13 protein-coding genes are annotated in these 17,191 nt (G+C 74.4%); 1 reads left to right on the top strand and 12 read right to left on the bottom strand.

From position 1 onward, the window contains the following. Positions 1 to 35: 35 nt before the first annotated feature. Complete coding sequence (locus ACIPAE_RS12925) at positions 36 to 797, top strand: SDR family oxidoreductase (protein WP_366410763.1); 762 nt, start codon at positions 36 to 38, stop codon at positions 795 to 797. 119 nt (positions 798 to 916) lie between these two features. On the opposite strand, the gene ACIPAE_RS12920 is transcribed toward ACIPAE_RS12925, so the two are convergent. From ACIPAE_RS12920 to ACIPAE_RS12865, 12 genes are all read right to left on the bottom strand, one after another. After that, positions 917 to 1,639 carry an alpha/beta fold hydrolase gene (locus tag ACIPAE_RS12920; protein ID WP_402444890.1) on the bottom strand — a complete coding sequence of 241 codons (723 nt, stop codon included), beginning with the start codon at positions 1,637 to 1,639 and terminating at the stop codon, positions 917 to 919. Beyond that, positions 1,636 to 2,565 (bottom strand): DMT family transporter, encoded by a 930-nt coding sequence (locus ACIPAE_RS12915; protein ID WP_402444888.1) that lies wholly within the window; start codon positions 2,563 to 2,565, stop codon positions 1,636 to 1,638. Before ACIPAE_RS12915 ends, ACIPAE_RS12920 begins: the two co-directional genes overlap by 4 nt. Positions 2,566 to 2,591: 26 nt before the next feature. Beyond that, positions 2,592 to 4,190 (bottom strand): AMP-binding protein, encoded by a 1,599-nt coding sequence (locus ACIPAE_RS12910; RefSeq protein ID WP_402444886.1) that lies wholly within the window; start codon positions 4,188 to 4,190, stop codon positions 2,592 to 2,594. Continuing rightward, positions 4,187 to 4,903: a 4'-phosphopantetheinyl transferase superfamily protein gene (locus ACIPAE_RS12905; RefSeq protein ID WP_329363025.1), complete on the bottom strand. Its 717-nt coding sequence runs from the start codon at positions 4,901 to 4,903 to the stop codon at positions 4,187 to 4,189. Before ACIPAE_RS12905 ends, ACIPAE_RS12910 begins: the two co-directional genes overlap by 4 nt. Next, positions 4,900 to 6,054 carry an acyl-CoA dehydrogenase family protein gene (locus tag ACIPAE_RS12900; protein WP_402445055.1) on the bottom strand — a complete coding sequence of 385 codons (1,155 nt, stop codon included), beginning with the start codon at positions 6,052 to 6,054 and terminating at the stop codon, positions 4,900 to 4,902. Before ACIPAE_RS12900 ends, ACIPAE_RS12905 begins: the two co-directional genes overlap by 4 nt. A 1-nt stretch (position 6,055) precedes the next feature. After that, positions 6,056 to 7,270, bottom strand: coding sequence for an acyl-CoA dehydrogenase family protein (locus tag ACIPAE_RS12895; RefSeq protein ID WP_402444884.1), 1,215 nt, complete (start codon positions 7,268 to 7,270; stop codon positions 6,056 to 6,058). Further along, on the bottom strand, positions 7,263 to 7,508 hold the full coding sequence (locus tag ACIPAE_RS12890) for a phosphopantetheine-binding protein (RefSeq protein ID WP_329373736.1): 246 nt from the start codon (positions 7,506 to 7,508) through the stop codon (positions 7,263 to 7,265). Before ACIPAE_RS12890 ends, ACIPAE_RS12895 begins: the two co-directional genes overlap by 8 nt. 41 nt (positions 7,509 to 7,549) lie before the next feature. Next, positions 7,550 to 8,731: an acyl carrier protein gene (locus ACIPAE_RS12885; RefSeq protein WP_402444882.1), complete on the bottom strand. Its 1,182-nt coding sequence runs from the start codon at positions 8,729 to 8,731 to the stop codon at positions 7,550 to 7,552. Beyond that, entirely contained in the window at positions 8,728 to 10,071 is a 1,344-nt protein-coding gene (locus tag ACIPAE_RS12880) for a KamA family radical SAM protein (RefSeq protein ID WP_402444880.1), read from the bottom strand. Before ACIPAE_RS12880 ends, ACIPAE_RS12885 begins: the two co-directional genes overlap by 4 nt. A gap of 31 nt (positions 10,072 to 10,102) precedes the next feature. Beyond that, positions 10,103 to 11,377 (bottom strand): pyridoxal phosphate-dependent aminotransferase, encoded by a 1,275-nt coding sequence (locus ACIPAE_RS12875; RefSeq protein ID WP_329363014.1) that lies wholly within the window; start codon positions 11,375 to 11,377, stop codon positions 10,103 to 10,105. Further along, a complete protein-coding gene (locus tag ACIPAE_RS12870; RefSeq protein ID WP_402444878.1) occupies positions 11,374 to 12,984 on the bottom strand; it encodes an AMP-binding protein in 1,611 nt (536 codons plus the stop codon). Before ACIPAE_RS12870 ends, ACIPAE_RS12875 begins: the two co-directional genes overlap by 4 nt. Before the next feature lie 787 nt (positions 12,985 to 13,771). Beyond that, positions 13,772 to 17,173 carry an ATP-binding protein gene (locus tag ACIPAE_RS12865; protein ID WP_402444876.1) on the bottom strand — a complete coding sequence of 1,134 codons (3,402 nt, stop codon included), beginning with the start codon at positions 17,171 to 17,173 and terminating at the stop codon, positions 13,772 to 13,774. Between the last annotated feature and the right edge of the window lie 18 nt (positions 17,174 to 17,191).

Here is a 17,191-nt window from a genome sequence, read left to right as displayed (position 1 = left end):
GAACACAGCGGATTCAGTGGAGCCGGCGGAGTCATATGGACCTGGGAATTGACGGCAAAGTCTTCCTGATCACCGGTGGGACCAAGGGACTCGGCCTCGCCGCCGCCCATGCCCTCGTCGGTGAGGGCGCTCGGGTGGTGGTCTCCTCACGCAACCAGGCCGCGGTCGACGAGGCCGCGGCGGCGTTGGGCGGCCCGGAGAACGTGCTGGGCCTGGCCGCTGACAACGCGGACGCCCTGGCGGCGGAGCAGATGGTGGCCTCCGCCCTGCGCCACTTCGGCCGGTTGGACGGCGTGCTGATCAGCGTGGGCGGTCCGCCCACCGGCCCGATCACCACGATCACCGATGAGCAGTGGCGGGATTCCTTCGAGTCGGTATTCCTCGGTGCGTTGCGCCTCGCCCGTGCCGCCGCACCCGTACTCCCGTCCGACGGATCGATCGGATTCGTGCTGTCGTTGTCCGTGAAATCCCCCTGGCCGAACATAAGCGTCTCCAACGGCTTGCGCCCGGGGCTCGCTATGGCCGCCAAAACACTCGCCGACGAGCTGGGTCCACGCGGCATCAGGGTCAACGGCTTCGTTGTCGGCTCGATCGCCACCGACCGGCTCAAAAGCCTGGAGTCGGCCAACGACGATCCGGCGCGGGCCCGCGCCGAACGGACCGCCGAAATCCCGTTGCGACGCTACGGCACACCTGAGGAGTTCGGCCGCCTGGCCGCGGTCATCCTGTCGCCGGCGGCGTCCTACGTCACCGGCACCATGATCCACATCGATGGCGGCGCCCTGCGCACCCTGTGACCTACGCCCGGCGGAAGGGGTTGGGGATGCCGGGCCCCGCGAGTTCCCCGGCGCCTGTCACGGCTTCACGGCTGCCGGAGGTCAAGCGCGCGGGAGCCGCCCCAAAAGGGACGGGCGGCTCAGCGTGCCGCGATGAGACCGTCGACGAACGGCTGGACGTGGCCCAGCAGTTCGTCCTGGTGGGGTGGGGTGAAGATCTCGAAGTGGCCGCAGTTCAGGTCCCGGACGGTGAGGCGGGTGGCGAGCGAGCGCCAGCGGGCGATCTGCGCCTCGCGGTCGGGGCTCGCGCAGGCGAGCAGGAGTGTGGGGGTGTCGCCGGGCTGTCGGACGCGATGGGTTCGTGCGGCGGTGAGATGGGCGGCGGCGGTGGAGCGCAGCAGCGCCGGCTCGAAGCCCGAGGACAGCCCGCTGACGGAGTGTTCGATGCTGTCGAGTGGGTGGGAGCGCAGCAGCGCGTTGTCCGGTTCCAGTTCGGGGTGGCTGTCGATCATGACGACGGCGGGCGGCGGCGTATCCCCGGCGTTCCCCGTGGCAGCGGCCTGGGCGGCCAGTTCCCAGGCGAGGATGCCGCCCAGCGACCAGCCGGCGAGCAGGGCGGGCGGTCGGGGCAGTGCGTCGAGGAGTTCCCGGTAGGCGGCCGCCATCCGTGGGACGCTCCGCTCCGGGCGCTCGCCGGGCAGCAGGCCCGCGGCGCGGATGCCGTAGACCGTGCCGTGCCGGGCCAGTCGCCGGGCCAGGCGGAGGTACTGGCCGAGCCCGCCGCCGGCGGGGTGGATCAGCACCGTGTCCAGCGGGCCGCTGCGCCGGCCCAGGGTCATGAGCAGCCCGGGTTCTTCGCTCATCGGCCGGTCCGCTGGGTGACGGCGATGCACACCAGCACCGCGACCGCGGCGACGGCCGCGATCACCGGCGGGCGCTCGCCCAGCATCGGAACCGACCAGATCAGGGTGAGCAGCGGCTGGGAGAGCAGGATCTGGCTGGCCCGGGTGATGCCGATGGCCGCGATCCCGCGGTACCAGACCAGCGGGCCGAGGAACTGCGCCCCGGCGCCCAGCCAGATCAGGCCGATCAGCGAGCGCGCGGTGGGGTGCGGATGGTCGACGAGCAGGGCGGCCACCGAGCCGGCGGCCGTGAGCGGCAGGCAGATCACCAGGGCCCACGCGATCACCTGCCAGCCCGGCATGGCCCGGGCCAGCAGCCCGCCCTCGGTGTACGCCGCCGCGGCGACCAGCAGTGACGCGAACAGGTACAGGTCCGCCGCCGAGAACGTCCCGCCGCCCTGCTGGAACGCGAACCCGACGACCACCGCCGCCCCGGTCAGCGCGGCGGCCCAGAACACCGGCGGCGGCCTGACCCCGGTCCGCGCGGTGCCGTAGACGGCCGTGGTCAGCGGCAGGAGCCCGGCGATCACCGCGGCGTGGGTGGAGGTGGTGGTCTGTAGCGCCAGCGTGGTCAGCAGCGGGTATCCGACGATCAACCCGCCCGCCACGGTGGCCAGTCCGGCCCAGTGCGCGCGCCGGGGGAGGGGGACGCGCCGGGCCAGCAGGCAGCCGCCCGCGATCAGCGCGGCCAGCACGGCGCGCACGGTGGTCACCGTCCAGGGGCCCATGCCCTCCAGGGCCCAGGCGGTGGTCGGGAAGGTCAGCGAGAAGACCACCACCCCCGCCACGGCCGACACGCTCCCCGGCACTCTCGCTCGATCGGCGCCCTCCGCCACGTCCGCCGGTGCGGCGGCTCGCCGGGTGGTCGCGCCGGGCTCCACGTTCATGGCGGGGCCTTTCCTCATCGCGCTCATCAGGGGTTCCGCGCCAGCGCCTCGCGTAGCGCCGTACGGTCGATCTTTCCGTTGGTGTTGTAGGGGAAGGAACGACGGACGCTGACGGTCACCGGCACCATATAGGCGGGCAACCGCTCCCGTAGCCCCGCCAGCAGGGTGTCCGGGTCGAGCCGGGCGCCGGACTGCGCGGTGCAGGCGGCTGCGAGCCGCTCCTGTCCGGCGGCGCCGTCGAGTGACAGCACGACCGCCTCGTTGACGCCCGGTAGCGCGCGCAACGCCGCCTCGATCTCGCCGAGTTCGACGCGGTAGCCGCGGATCTTGATCTGGTGGTCGAGCCGGCCCAGGTGGACCAGCCCGTCCGGGCTCCGGCGCACCCGGTCCCCGGTGCGGTACCAGAGGTCGTCGGAGGGGGGATCGGCCCGTTCGACCACGGTGGTACGCCCCTGCTCCCGGCGCAGGAAGCGCCCGATGTTGTCCTGGGGGTCGAGATAGCCCGGGAAGCGCTGGACGCCTCGTACGCACAGCTCTCCCTCGTCGGCCTCGCGGCCGTCCTCGTCGACGACCAGGTGCTCCAGGCCGGGGTAGAGGGTGCCGATCGGTACGGCGCCGCCCGGCCCGGCGGCGGGCGTGCTGCCGGCGGGAGTGCCGGTGCGCGCGGCGGGAGTGCCGGCGGCGGGAGTGCCCGGTGCGGGCATCCGGAACTCGGTGCAGCTGAGGGTGAGTTCGGTGGGGCCGTAGAGGTTCTCCAGCACGCTGTGCGGCGCGGCCCGCTGCCACGCGCTCGCCTGGGCGAGGGTGAGCGTCTCGCCGCAGAACAGGCTCCAGCGCAGTGACGGCATGCTGTCCGGGGCCAGCGCCCGCAGCCGCCGGGCGAAGGAGATGACCGAGGGCACGGAGAACCAGTGGGTCAGCCGTTCGCGGGCGACGAAGCGGGCGGGTGCCAGGACGTCGTCGGGGCCCGGCACCACCAGCGTCGCGCCCGATCCCCAGGCCGCGAAGAGATCGAAGACCGAGAGGTCGAAGGTGAGCTCGAAGGTCTGCGACAGCCGTGCGCCGACGTCCAGTTGGTAGCGGTCGATGACATGGCTCAGATAGGCGTCGACGGAACGGTGCTGGATCGGGACGCCCTTGGGGGAGCCGGTCGATCCCGAGGTGAACAGGACGTAGCCGATGTCCCGCGGTCCCCGGGCGCCCGCCGGGAGGGCCGGCAACGCGCGCGCGGGCGGGAGGGAGCCGAGGTCGGGCGAGAGCAGCCGGGCGCCCAACTCGGCTGTGGCGTAGTCGGGTTGGGCGAGGACCAGATCGAGCCCGGCCGCCTTGGCGATGGCCGCGTTGCGGGCCGCCGGGAAGGCCGGGTTGAGCGGTACCACGCTCGCGCCCAGCCGCTGGACGGCCAGATAGCCCGCGTAGGCGTGCGGGGTACGGGAGGCCAGCAGCCCGATCCGCCGCAGCGGCCGGCCGGGGTCCGCCGCGTGCAGCGCTTCGGCCAACCGGCCTGCCAGGTCGCCGAGTTCGGCGTAACTCCAGGGCCGGCCGCCGACTTCCAGGGCCACCGCGGCGGGATGGCGGCGCGCGGTGTCGGCGAACCACCCGTACATGCCGCGCTGTGGGGTCATGGCTGCTGCTCCGCGGGCTCGATGGGGAACGGGGCCGGTGCGCCGTAGGCGACGCTCAGGGGGAGGGAGGTCCGGTCGCGCAGCGACACCCAGCAGTAGCGGCCCCAGCTGCCGGCCCGCGCCGCCGGGCGGACCCGGACCCGCCAGGGCCGCCCGGCGAAGCCGCTGCCCTCGGCCTTGACGCACGCCTCCTGGACCGTCCACAGCCAGGCGAACTCGGTGGTCCGGCGCTCGGCCGGCAGCCGGGCCCACTCCTCGGCGCGGCCCTGGGTGCAGCGCCGCAGCAGGGCGGGCCGGACCTCCGCCGGGACGTGCTGGACGTCGACGCCGACCGCGCGGTCCAGTGCCGCGCAGACGGCGACGGCCCCCCGGTCGTGGCTGATGCTGATGCCGATCCGGGGCCGGCCGGCCAGGGCGGGGCGGCCACCCGGCTCGTAGACGACGGGCGCGCCGGCGGCCTCCGGGTACCGCGCCCGGAGCAGGGCACGCAACAGCCCTCGGCCCGCGAGCAGTTCGGCGGCCCGCCACGGCGGAAGGCCGTCGGCCGCGGCCAGATCCTCCCGGGTCGGAGGCACGTGCGGCGCGGGCTCCTGGTGGCGGTCGAACCGCTCCTCGTCGTGGCAGGCGCCCCGCCTCTCGTGGAGGGCGACCCAGATGCCCGGGGCGGCTTCGAGCCGCAGGCCCGGCCCCGTGGCCGGCGGCGGTACGGTCATGGCGCCAGCCCGTCCAACACGGCGTCCAGACGCTCGGCGACGATGTCCAGGGTCACCTCGGTGGTGCCGCCGCCGATGCCGAAGATCGCCGCCTCGGCGCGCAGCGCCTGCGCCCCGCCCCGTGCGAAGCCGTCGGCGCCCTGCAACCGCGCGCACTCCGCGAGCACATGGTCCACCGTCGCCCCCGACGCGGCCTTGAGGAGGGCGGCCGCGGTGCCGTCCCGCTCGTCGGCGATCCGGTCCCGCAGCTGCGTCCACAGGGCGTGCAGCCCGGCGACGCGGACCGCGCACTCGGCCAGGCGCTGGCGGACGCCGGACCGCCGGCGCAGCGCGGTGTCCTCGACGATGCGGCTGCCCAGCCGCCGGTCGGTGTCGGCGATGATCCTGCGGCACAGGTCGATCGCCCAGCCCGCGGAGGCCAGCCGCTCCACCGCGATGTGCTGGGCGAAGGCCGCCATGCCGCGGCCCTGCCGCCCCACCAGGTGGTCCGTCGTCAACCGGACGTCGGAGAAGCGGAGATGGCCGACCCCGGAGCCGGCGAACAGCTCGGTGTCCGCGGGCTCGGCCGTGACCCCCGGAGCGTCCAGGGGCACCAGGACCCAGGTGAAGTTGGTGAAGTGCCGCCCGGGCGACCGGCGGGCCAGGACCAGGGCGTCGCCGGCGGTGGTCGCCGAGGTCACCCAGCGCTTGGTGCCGTCGACCACCAGACCGTCGGGACGCGTGCGGACCGTGGTGGTGAGCGCCGCCAGGTCGGAGCCCGCGCCCTCGTCCGTGGCGGCCAGGGCGACCAGCCGCTCGCCGCGCAGCGCCGCCTCCAGGCACGCGGCGGTCGTCTTCGAGCGGGAGCCCGCGGCGAGCAGCGGCACCGCCGACGCCAGGTGGACGCAGAGCGAGAGCACCGGGCCCAGCGCCCCCTCGGCGTCGGCGGCGGCCAGCAGTTCCCTGAGCACGACCGGGTCGAGCCGGCCAGGTGCGGGGTGCGGGTAGAGCCGCCGGAACTCCCCGGCGTCCGCGAACTCCTTGAGGAGCCGGTGGACGCCGGCCGGGGGAACGGCCTTTGGGGGAAGGCCGGTTGAGGGAACGGCGGTTGGGGGATCGGGGGCCGGGGGATCGGCGCCCGGGGGAACAGCGGCGGCGCGGGCGTCATGCACGTCAGGCAAAGGACACCCCCGCGTCGAGCAGGGCGAGGACGCCGTCCGCCTGGTGGAGACGGTCGTTGCTGTAGTTGAGCGGTGCGGAGCGCAGATCGCGCAACGCCTTCTCCAGGCGGGTGGGCGAGTTCCTGAGATAGCCGTGCCGCAGCCCGACGGCGTCGATCAGGTCCTCCACGGCGCGATGGCACTCCTCGGAGGCGGTCAGCTTGAGGCTGTTGATCAGCAACTGGTTGCGGGGCAGCGAGACATCGGTGCCGCCCTCGGCGGCGGCGGTGACCACGGCGGCGGTGTGGCGCAGCAGCGCGTGGACGGTGTCCAGCCGCTGCCGGGCCCGGGAGAGCCGGCTCAGCAGCAGCTCCGACTCGAGCCGGCCGTCCTTGCCGTCCTTGCCCCGGGCGGACTCCCGCAGCATCCGCAGCACCCGGGACAGCGCCCCCGCGGCCGTGCCGAGCCAGCAGGCCGACCAGCCCAGGTGCGCCAGCGGACCGAGGGTCTGGAGCACCACCGCGCGGAACTCGCCGTGCTCGCCGACGACTTGGTGCCCCGGGATGCTGCCGGTCAGCCGCAGGGCCACGCTGTGGCTGGCCCGCATCCCGAGCGGGTCCCACTCCCCGGAGGCGGTGATCTCCAGCTGGTCGCGGCGGGCGAAGACCAGGGAGACCGCGTCGGCGGAGGGCGCCTCGGGAGCGCGCATGCTGATCAGGAAGCCGTCGGCGTACGCCCCGCCGGTCACGATCGGCGCGAACCGGTCGAGTTCCAGGTGCCCGGACCGCCCTTCTTCCGCGGAGAGTTGGGCGCCCGCGGTGAGCAGATGGCCGCCCTTGCCCGGTTCCGTGGTCACCGACGCCAGGTACATCCGCCCGGCCGCGATCTGCGGCAGCAACTCCTCGGCGAGCGGCGGGGCGGCGTGGGTGACCACGCAGGCCACCTGCTGGCAGTGCATCGCGAAGATCAGAGCCGCGGACAGGTCGGTGCGGCCCAGCGCGATGCTCACGTCCAGCAGTTCGTCCAGGGTGCCGCCCAGGCCGCCGTACTCGGTGGGGACCATCAGCCCGAGCAGCCCGCCGGCCCGCAGCTCGTCGAGCACCGCGACCGGGAACTCGGCCGCCGCGTCGGTCTGCTGGGCGTACTTCTCGGCCACCGCGCGGGCCTGATCGGTCTGCCGGGCGAAGCGGCCGCCGGCCGCCGGGCGGGGACGCGCGGACTCAGACATCGGCGCCGCCCTCCTGTGCCGCGACCGCCGACCACAGCGCGCCGGCCGTGCTGAAGGTCTTCTCGACCAGCGCCTCGTCGGGCAGTTCGACGCCCAGCTCGTCCTCCAGGGCGAGCAGCAGCTCGATCGACTGCATGGAGGTCAGCCCGGCCTCCCGCAGCCGGGTGTCCGGGGTGATCGGCCGGTCGGCCAGGTGGGGGAGGAAAGGCCGGAGTATCCCGGTGAAGCGTTCGTCCATCACGGCGCGGGCACCCTTCTCGGTCGGTGTGGACGCCGGGCTCACCCGGCGCCGCCATTGAGCCGTCGCTCGACCAGCTCGCACAGGTCGACGATGCGGTGCAGTCGTTCGGGGAGGAGGTCCCCCGGGCCGAACTCGATGGCGAAGCCCTCCTCCAGGCCGTCGACGATCTCCAGCATGCGCAGGGAGTTGAAGGCGGGCAGTCCGGTCAGGTCGGCGTCGGGCGCGGGCACGTCCCGTATGCCGAGGACCCGCCCGACGATCCCGGCCACCGTCGAGGCGACCTGCTCGGGGGAAGGCGGACCACCGCCGGCCGCCCCGGCAGCACCGGCCGCCCCGATGCCGCCTGCCCCCCGGTCGCCACCGCAGAGCACTTCCCAGTCGGCGTGCAGGAGTTCGGCCGCCCGCGGCAGCAGATCGGGTGGCTCCGCCCGGCCCCGGGCGACGCGGCGGGAGGTCAAATACGTGTACTCGACCAACCCGTCCCAGCGGGCGAGGTGCTCCGCGACGTGCTGCGGGGTCCCCGCGTCCCCCTGGGCCAGATACGCCGCACGCAGCCGGCGTGACCGGGCCAGCAGCCAGGTCTCCATGGTGAACTGATCCAGCGTCAGCTTCCGGTCCGGATGCTCGGCGTAGGGACGCAGGTAGTCGTCGGCCCCGGCGGACGATATCCGTACCTCCTCCTCCGGCGGACCGAGACGAGTGGGATCGAGGGGCGTGGGGGCGAACTGGAAGGCCCGGCCCGGGCCGGCGTCCAGGACCGCGGCCAGCTCCTCCCGTTCGAGGAGCAGTCGCGTCGGGCGCGCCGCGCCCCACGGAGTGTCGTTGTGGTAGGCGTCGGTCACCGCCAGGGCGCCGTCGCCGTCGGGTTCGGCCAGGAAGCTGTGCTCGATGTGGCGCTGCCCGTGGTAGGGCACCCAGGGCAGGTGGTAGGCGTCCGCGACCACCCACGCCGTCTCCCGTAGCGATCGCGCCCAGTCGCCGTCGGCGCCGGGCCACTTCTGGGCGAGGGCGAGGCCGAGGAGGTCCGCGGCGTCGGCCAACGCCTCGTCCAGGGAGGGCTCGACGGTGGGCAGGCCGTGCGGACCGGGGCGGGTGCGCAGGCGCAGCGCGGCGCCCAGCCGCAGGTGGGTCCCGGCGCCGTGGTACCGGTCGGCCAGCACCGCGAGGTTGCTCTGGAAGCAGTCCAGCAGTTCGGCTCGGATCTCCGGGGCCGCGGTCACAGCGACTCCTCCGCCGTGTCGTCGGCGTCGAAGGGGAACCGGTCGGCGAAGGCGGGCTTGAGGTCGGCGAGCCAGATCGCCGCGGGGTCGTACGCGGCGTAGAACGGCCGGCCGACCAGGGCCGGATCGCGGGCCTGGATCATGTGCAGGGCGAAGACCTTCTGGCCGAGGAGATCGACCACCCCGTCCACGCAGACCTTGCCCGCGGTGGCCGACATGGACGGCCCCCGTACGGTCCGGGCGAGGCCGGAGACCGAGGCGTAGGCGTCCCGGAAGATGTCGTAGGCCCGGGCCAGCGGCACCGCGAAGTAGTCCACCGGACCGGTGTCCCGCTCCACGAACATGTAGTACGGAATCATCCCGAGCCGCACCTGGGCGCGCCACATCGACTCCCACACCCGCGGGTCGTCGTTGATCGAGCGGATCAGCGGCGCCTGGGTGCGGATCACCGCCCCCGTGCCGCGCAACCGGGCCACCGCCTGCGCCACCACCGGCGGTTCCAGCTCGCGCGGGTGGGAGAAGTGGGCCATCAGCGCCAGGTTCTTGCCGGCCGCCACGACCTCCTCGAACAGCCGCAGCAGATCCTCGGCGTCCGGATCGGTGAGGAACTTCCGCGGCCAGAACGACAGCGCCTTGGTGCCCAGCCGGATGGACTCGATCTGGTCCAGCGCGAGCAGCGGCTCGACGTAGCGCCTCAGCACCGCCGCGCTGGGGATCATCGAATCGCCGCCGGTGAAGAGCACGTTGGTGATGTCCGGGTGCGCGCGCAGGTAGTCCACCAGGACCAGTTCGTCGCTGTCGGCCGCCATCCGCAGCTCCGGCTCGCCGACGAACTGCGCCCAGCGGAAGCAGTAGGTGCAGTAGGCATGGCAGGTCTGGCCCTGGCGGGGGAAGAACAGCAGCGTCTCGCGGTACTTGTGCTGGATTCCGGCCAGTTGCCGACCGTCCACCACCGGGTGGTTGAGCTCCAACTGGCCGGCGGGGTGGGGGTTCAGCCGCATCCGCACCTGGTGGGCGATCGTCTGGATCTGCCGGCGTGGTGCCCCGCTGCGCAGCAGGTCCGCGATCCTGGCCACGTCCTCGGCCGGCAGCATGTCCTCCTGCGGGAAGACCAGGCGGTAGATCGGGTCGTCGGGGGCCGCGGACCAGTCGATCAGCTCGTCCACGACATGGCTGTTGGCCCGGAAGGGCAACACCTCGGCCACCGCCCGCACGCCCAGGCGCTGGTCGGGGCTCAGGCCGGCGCGGGCGGTCAGGTCGTCCAGGTGTCTGGAGGTGACGGCATGGAACCGGGGCGGGCTGTCCGTGGTCGGCGGAACGCTTGCGTTGCTCGGGGGCACCGTGCGGTCATTCCTTCCGGTCGGGGGCGGCTCAGCCGCAGAGCTTGCCGAACCCCTCTTCGATCGCGGCCAGGAGCCGCGAGACATGGGGCAGTACGAGCGGATCGGGGCTGTGCAGGGCCGCGGACTGCTCCTCGGGGGTCTCGCCGTAGAGCATGCTGGTGGCCGCCCGGAAGCGGAGCGCTCCCGGTTCGTCGCCGTGGTGGTGGCCGCCGAGGACGGCGATGCCGTGCGCGTCGAGCAGGCGGTCCTGCAGGGTGGCGGAGTCGGTGACGCCCCGGGCGGCCAGGGCCTCCCGGCGCGGTTCGAAGTCCGGGTAGACGTAGAAGCCGGCGTCGGGTCTGCGGCACTCGGCGCCGGCCGCGCGGACGATCCGGTGGACGGCACCGGCCAGCGCTCCGTGCAGCCGGGCGGCCTCGGCCAGGTGGGCGCGCAGTTCGGGGGGTTCGGCGAACGCGTAGGCGGCCACCTCCTGCATCGGACCGGCCAGGGTGGACCAGACCTCGCTGGCGAAGGAGGCCACCGCGTCGCGCAGCGCCGTCCCCCAGGTGCTCTCGGGGAACCGGGCCGCGCCGATCCGCCAGCCGCCCAGGGCCAGGTTCTTGCTCAGCCCGGTGGTCACCACCGTGCGCTCCGGAGCGACCTCGGCCGGGCTGAGGAAGGGCTGCCGCGGATCGTGCAGGAGGTCGCGGTAGATCTCGTCCGAGACGATCAGCAGGTCCTCCTCCCGGGCGATCGCGCACAGTTCGCGGACCAGCGCGGCGGGCGCCGCCGTCCCGGTGGGGTTGTCCGGCAGTGCCAGCACCAGGATGCGCGGGTCCCGGCCGTCCTCCCGCGCCCGCGCGATGGTCCGCGTCAGGGCCGACGGTTCCGGCACCCCGCCGCAGCCGGCGGGGATCGGCACCTGGAAGACCGCCTTCCCGGCCAGCAGCGCCTGCGGGGGATACGTGTTCCAGCAGGGGCGCGGCAGCAGGGTGTCGCCCCGGACGGTCATCTGCACCGCCGCGAGCAGGGGCTTGCTGCCGGGAGCGAGCACCACCTGGTCCGGTTCGGTCGGCACGCGGCGGCGGGTGAAGTACCCGGCCACGGCCCGCCGGGCCGCGAGGTCGCCGCGGACCGGGCCGTAGGCGTTGCGGCCCGCGCCCGCGGCCAGCCGCTCGACCAGCGGCGGGAACACCGGCAGCCGCGACTCGCCGAATCCCAGGTGCACCACGGTGTCGCCGCGCCGCCGGCGCTCCCGGACCTGCTCGTCCAGCGCCAGGTTGGGCGATATCCCGCGCGCGCCGGTCAGTTCGATCCGCGTCACACCGTCCGCTCCTTCCCGGGCAGCGCCAGTGCCAGCAACCGGGCCCGGTCGACCTTGCCGTTGGGGTTGAGCGGCAGGCGGTCGATGGCTCTCAGCTCGTCGGGGACCATGTAGTCGGGCAGTTCCTTCCCGCAGAACTCCCGTAGCTGATCGGGGTCCCAGCCGGCGGCGGGCTCCGGTACGACGAAGGCGGTCAGCACGGGATCGGCCGCGTCCCCGGCGCGCGGCACCACCAGCACGGCGGCGGCCTCCACCGAGGGGAACGCGCGCAGCCGGTGCTCCACCGCCCCCAGCTCCACGCGGTTGCCACGGATCTTCACCATCGAGTCGGCCCGGCCGTGGAAGTACAGTTCGCCGTCGGCTCCGCGGGAGGCGAGATCACCCGAGCGGTAGACGAGCTGGCCGGACCGCGGTTCGAGCGGATCGGCCACCAGGACGGCGCGGGTGGCCGCCGGGTCGTTCCAGTAGCCGGTGAACAGCGCGGGACTGCGCAGGTGGATCTCACCGACGGCCCCCGGCTCGTCCACCGGCCGGCCCTCGCCGTCGATCAGCAGGATCTCGGCTCCCGCGTGCGGCCGACCGATGGAGATGTCCGCCTGGTCCGCCGGGAGCGGGTCGGGGAGGTCGGCGAACGTGCAGGCGATGGACTCGGTGCTGCCGAAGCAGTTGACGATCCGCACCCCGGGCAACTCGCGGCGCAGCAGCCGCAGATCCTCCAGCGGGAAGCGCTCGCCGGAGAAGAGGATGCCCCGCACCGCGCCGAGTTCGGACAGCCGCGCCGGCTCGTGCCGCAGCAGCGGCCGCCAGATCGAGGGGACGCCGTTGACCTGGGTGGCCCCGGCCTCGCGCAGGAAGCGGGCGAAGCGCCGCGGCCAGCGCAGCAGGCCGCGCGGTACCGGCACCAGCGTGGCCCCGTTGCCCAGCGCGAGCCCGGCGTCCAGCAGGGAGAAGTCGAACTGGAAGGGCGAGGTGCTGGCGACCCGGTCCTCGGCGGTGACGATGTCGTGCCGCAACATCCCCCGGCAGAAGGCCAGATACCCGCGGTGGCTCATCACCACGCCCTTGGGGGTGCCGGTGGAGCCGGAGGTGAAGACGACGTAGGCGGGGTCGGTGGAGACGGCGCCGGTGCGGTGGTGGGCGCGCCGGGCCGGCGCGCGCTCGATGACCAGCCCCTCCGGGCCGAAGCGGCCGCTGCCGGTGGACGCCGGCAGGCCCGCCGGTTCCTCGCCGCCGGACCGCAGGTACAGCGCCGGTCCGGTCATGCCGACGATCGTCAGTCGGCGGCCCACGGGCGACTGCGGGCTCAGCGGGAGAAAGGTCGCGCCGAGTGCGGAACACGCCATCAGCAACGTGAGGACGGCGGCACTGCTGTCGGACTCCAGCGCCACGCGGTCGCCGACTCCGATTCCGAGGCCGGCGAGTTCTTCGGTCCTGGCGGCGGTGCGTGCCGCCAACTCCCGATAGGTGACCGTGTGAAGGCCCCCGTCGGGGGCGCTTTCGATCACCGCCGGTCTGGTGGGGAGGGTATCGCTCGCACCGAGCAGGAACTCGTGCAGGAGCTCAGGGGCTTGGCGATGCCACGGGGAAAACGAACCTGTGGTGGCCATGTTCTCCTCCGAGAAAATCGGCGGGGCGGCCTGGGCACAGGGGACAGTACTACGGAAGCCATGTGCGTGAACCCATGAGTCCCAGCCCCGCTGCCGTATCCGCCACGGCGGCTCCGGCGCACGTCAGCGCAGTGCGGGCGCTGGACGGGGGCGCTTTCGGGTGGCCGATTCCCGGACCTGGGCATCGTTGTCATCCGCTGGTCGCGAGGGGGTTCGCCCGGCGTTTCGCTTTCTTCCGCGCCGCGGGACGCCGAGGTGGCCGATTCTGTGCCGTGGCGAATTTCGGCCTTCTTTTATTTCCGGCCAATCGGGACTCGCGGCGGCGCCCGGAGCGAAGTGGAGAAGATCTGCCGAGGGTGGCGGAGTGAGAGGGTGAGGAAAATGTGAACGCCCGCCGCTGGTAGCAGACATTCGTGAAGAGAACATTGCACGAGAATGACGAAGACCGCGCAAGTCCATGGCGTCCCGGCCGTTTTGGAGGTCCACTCCCTTGGTGGACGCCGAAGTGCGGCGGCCGGAATCCCGCGATGCCGGCGCCCTTCGGAACTGTTTCCCGCGCGCGTCTTCCACTCGGCCGCCCCCGTGTACCGGGAGGACCGACCCGGCGCTCCCGGCCTGCTCCTGACCGCTGCCGTACTCCGGACGACCCGCTACCTGGACGCCGCCGTCGACCGGCCCCAGGCCCCGCCGGCCGCTGCCACGTCCGCGCCATGGTTCCGGACGGCGGATCGGGGTCCGTCCAGCCGACGGAGCAGCGCGGGGCGACGACTCCAGCGGTGCACGGTCGCTACGGTCGCTGAAGCGCTGCCAGCTCCGTTCGTGCGCGGGCCGCGCCCGCCGGGTACGGCATGGCATCGGCGAGGGCGACGGCCCGGCGCAGTTCCGCCGCCGCGTCAGCGGGGCGCCCGGCCGCGAGCAGGGCGCGCCCCAGCACCCACAGGCCGTCGACCTCGGCCGGGCGGTCGGGGAGTTCGCCGGCGCGCCGTACTCCCTTCGCGGCGGCGGCCAGCGCGTCGTCCACCGCCCCGGTCTCCAAGCGGGCCCATCCGACGAGCGGGCTGACACGCTCGGCCGCGTCCCCTTCGGTGTACGGGCCGAGCAGCACCGCCGCCCGCGCCGGGTCGCCGGCGGCAAGCGCCGCCTCCGCGCGCAGGACGACGGTCCGCAGTCCCGCCTGCGCGTCGCCGCTGGCCGCGGCGGCCTCCGCGGCCTCGGCCAGGTACTGCTCGGCCTGTTCCGTGCGGCCCGTGCGGAGGTGCACCTCGCCGAGGTTGAGCATGGCGTAGGCGAGCGACCAGGACGTACCGACGGAGCGGGCCTGGGCGACGGCCTCTTGCGCGTGTTCGGCCGCCGCGTCGGGGTCACCGGTCAGCAGGCGCAGGTTGGCGAGGTTCGCCAACTGGAAGGCGAGCCGGGAGGGGTCACCGATCCGCTCGGCCAGCGTGACCGCGCGGGCACGGTGCACCAGCGCGCCGGTGAGGTCTCCGTCGCGCCGGCACGCCTCGGACAGGTTGCCCAGCACCGTGGCCAGCAGCACGGCGTCACCGAGGGGTTCGGCCTGCGTGGCGGCCTCCTGGAGGCTGCGCCGACCGTCCGCCGCCTGTCCGACGGCGAGTTGAGCCACCGACCGGCAGACCAGCCCGTCGATCACTGTACGGGGCCCGGCTGGATGGCCGGTTGCGATCAGTTCCCGGCCCAGGGCGACCGCGGTGTCGCCGGCGGCCAACTGCTCCGGATACCGGCCGAGCGGGAAGTAGAGCCGGCCCAGGACCAGTTGGCGGGCCGCGCGCACCGCGGCAGAGGCCGTCGAGTCGTTCACCGCCAGCAGCGCGGCCAGCCCCAGGGCCGGGGTGCCGGCTCCCGCGTGCAGGTGGCCGCCCTCGGTGATGGTGCGCACCAGCCCTTCGGTGTCGTCCGCGTCGCGGTACCAGCCCTCGGCCGCGGCCAGCGCCGCCGCGGAGTCGGCCCACCGGGCGGCGGTGCGCAGCACCGCGGCCCGGGCCACCCGGGCCGCCGCTGCTCCTGAAGGGTCGCCGGACTGGTCGAGGCGCTCGGCGAGGCGCCCGTAGTACTGCTCGGCGGCGTCGTTCGCGTAGAGCGCGGCCGCCCGATCGCCGGCCCTGCGCAGGTGGTCGGCGGCCCGGGGGTGCTCGGCTCGGTCGAAGTGCCGGGCAAGGGCGTCCACGTCCCGCGGGCGGGTGCGCTCCAGGGCGAGGGCCAGGGCGCGGTGCAACCGGAGCCGCTGGGCCGCCGAGAGCCGCTGGTACAGGGCCCTGCGGACCAGCGGGTGGCGGAAGGCGTAGCCGGCGGCGGTGCCGACCGGGCGGTCCTCCACGAGGCGGGTGGTGACAGCGCGGTCCAACGCGGTCAGCAGTACCTCCTCGGTCAGCGGAGGTACGAGGAGCGCGGCACTGGCGCGGAGTTCGGCCAGCGGGCCGTGGCCGCCAAGCGCGGCGAGCAGTTCCAGCACCCGGCGGACGTCGACCGAGATCCGGTCGACCCGGGCGACCACGAGTTCACGCAGGCCGCTGGGCACCTGGTGGGTGGAACCGCCCGCCGATCCCGACGGCTCCGCCGCCCAGGCGCCGATCAGCTCGTGGGCGAAGAGCGGGTTGCCGAGCGAGGCCCGGAAGACCCGCTCGACCAGGTCCGGCCCGGCCCCGGGTGCTGCCGCGCCGAGCAGCGCGGTCGCGTACCCGTCGCAGTCGGCGCGGCTGAGCCTCATCAGTTCCAGCTGGCGCAGCGTGCCCGCGGCGGTGGTGGCCCGGACGAACCGCTCCAGGTCGCCGCCCGCCTCGGGCTCCTGGTAGGTGCCGAGGAAGCGCACCGGGCGCCCCGCGGTCCGGCGCAGCAGATGGGCCACGAGCTCCAGCGAGGGCCCGTCCGCGGTGTGCAGGTCGTCGAGGACGACCAGCACCGGGCGGTTCGCGGCCAGGTCGGTGAGGAGCGCCGCCGTGTCGGCGCGCAGCCTGTCCCTGCGCTCCTGCGGGGTGCCGACGTGCGGGTCGTCGGGGCCCCGGGTCAGCGGGGGGACACCGCCGCCGAAGCCCGGCAGCAGTTCCGCCAGGTCGGGGTACTGCACGGCGAGGGCTTCGCGGACGCGCGGCGGGCATCCGGTCACGAAGTCGTCGAGCGCGGCGGCCACCGTGCGGTACGGCTCGTCGCGCGCGCCCTCCTCGCCGGCCGCCCACAGCACGACCGCGCCCTTCGCGGCGGCGGCCCTGGCCGCCTCGGCGACCAGCCTGGTCTTGCCGACGCCGGCCTCGCCACTGACCAGGGTGAGTCGCCCGACCGTGCCCGCGGGGTCGGCGGTGAGCAGCCGCAGCGCGCGGACCCTCCCGAACAGCGGGGTCGGCGGCGGCGATTCCAGGGCGGACGGCAGGGCGGCGGCAAGCCCCTGGAAGACGCTGTCCTGCGGTGCGGAGACCGCCTCCTGGAAGAGTGCGCGGGTCGAGACGTCGGGGTCGACGCCCAGTTCGGCGCGCAACGCGGTGCGGCAGGCGTGGTACTGGCGGATGGCCTCGCGGCGCCGCCCGAGGTCGAGGTGGAGCCGGATGAGCCGGCGGTGCAGCCCTTCGTCCAGGGGGTCGGCGGCCAGGGCCGCCGCCAGCGGCTCGACCCCGCGGGCCGGCTCCCCGCCGTCGCGGAAGAGGTCGGCCAGCGCGGTCGCGAGCCGGCGCAGCAGCTCCTGCTGGTCCCTGCGGGCCGGGGCCGTCCAGGGGGTGTCGCGGTCTTCGGGCAGCAACGGCCGGTCGAGCGCGGCCAGCGCGGCGGCCAGGGCCGTCGTGGTGGGCGGCCCGGCGAGGGCCGCGTTGGCCGCCGCACGGACCTCGTGCAGGTCGACCCGGGTCCGTTCCGGGACCAGCTGGACCATGCCGTCCTGGACGACGAGGTAGGAGGAGGCGGCGCGGGGCGGCAGGCCCGGTTCGAGGGCACGGCGGGCGGCGTGCAGGGCGACGCGCAGGCTGACCTGGGCGGCCTGCCGGCCGGCGCTCGGCCACAGCAGGCGCTGCACCCGATCGCGGTGCAGTGACGTTCCTTCACTCAGGGCCAGCAGCTTGACCAGGTGCCGGGCGCTGGAGCGGGTCCAGCGCTCCTCGTCCACGACGACCGCCGTCGCGTCGCCTCCCGCCTCCGCCAACTCGGCGCGAAAGCCGCCCAGGAGGTGGAGCCGCAGGTCGTGGTCCATGGTTGGGCACTGTAATGA

The sequence above is a fragment of the Streptomyces sp. NPDC087270 genome, assembly GCF_044744625.1.
Lineage (GTDB): Bacteria > Actinomycetota > Actinomycetes > Streptomycetales > Streptomycetaceae > Actinacidiphila.
Note: the sequence above shows the minus strand (reverse complement) of the source record. Positions and strands in the feature narration are given on the sequence as shown.

Bases quoted from the DNA above. Each gene is read 5' to 3' on its own strand.
- ACIPAE_RS12925 (WP_366410763.1), top strand. From the start codon at position 36: ATGGACCTGGGAATTGACGGCAAAGTCTTCCTGATCACCGGTGGGACC.
- ACIPAE_RS12920 (WP_402444890.1), bottom strand. From the start codon at position 1,639: ATGAGCGAAGAACCCGGGCTGCTCATGACCCTGGGCCGGCGCAGCGGC.
- ACIPAE_RS12915 (WP_402444888.1), bottom strand. From the start codon at position 2,565: ATGAACGTGGAGCCCGGCGCGACCACCCGGCGAGCCGCCGCACCGGCG.
- ACIPAE_RS12910 (WP_402444886.1), bottom strand. From the start codon at position 4,190: ATGACCCCACAGCGCGGCATGTACGGGTGGTTCGCCGACACCGCGCGC.
- ACIPAE_RS12905 (WP_329363025.1), bottom strand. From the start codon at position 4,903: ATGACCGTACCGCCGCCGGCCACGGGGCCGGGCCTGCGGCTCGAAGCC.
- ACIPAE_RS12895 (WP_402444884.1), bottom strand. From the start codon at position 7,270: ATGTCTGAGTCCGCGCGTCCCCGCCCGGCGGCCGGCGGCCGCTTCGCC.
- ACIPAE_RS12890 (WP_329373736.1), bottom strand. From the start codon at position 7,508: ATGGACGAACGCTTCACCGGGATACTCCGGCCTTTCCTCCCCCACCTG.
- ACIPAE_RS12870 (WP_402444878.1), bottom strand. From the start codon at position 12,984: ATGGCCACCACAGGTTCGTTTTCCCCGTGGCATCGCCAAGCCCCTGAG.
- ACIPAE_RS12865 (WP_402444876.1), bottom strand. From the start codon at position 17,173: ATGGACCACGACCTGCGGCTCCACCTCCTGGGCGGCTTTCGCGCCGAG.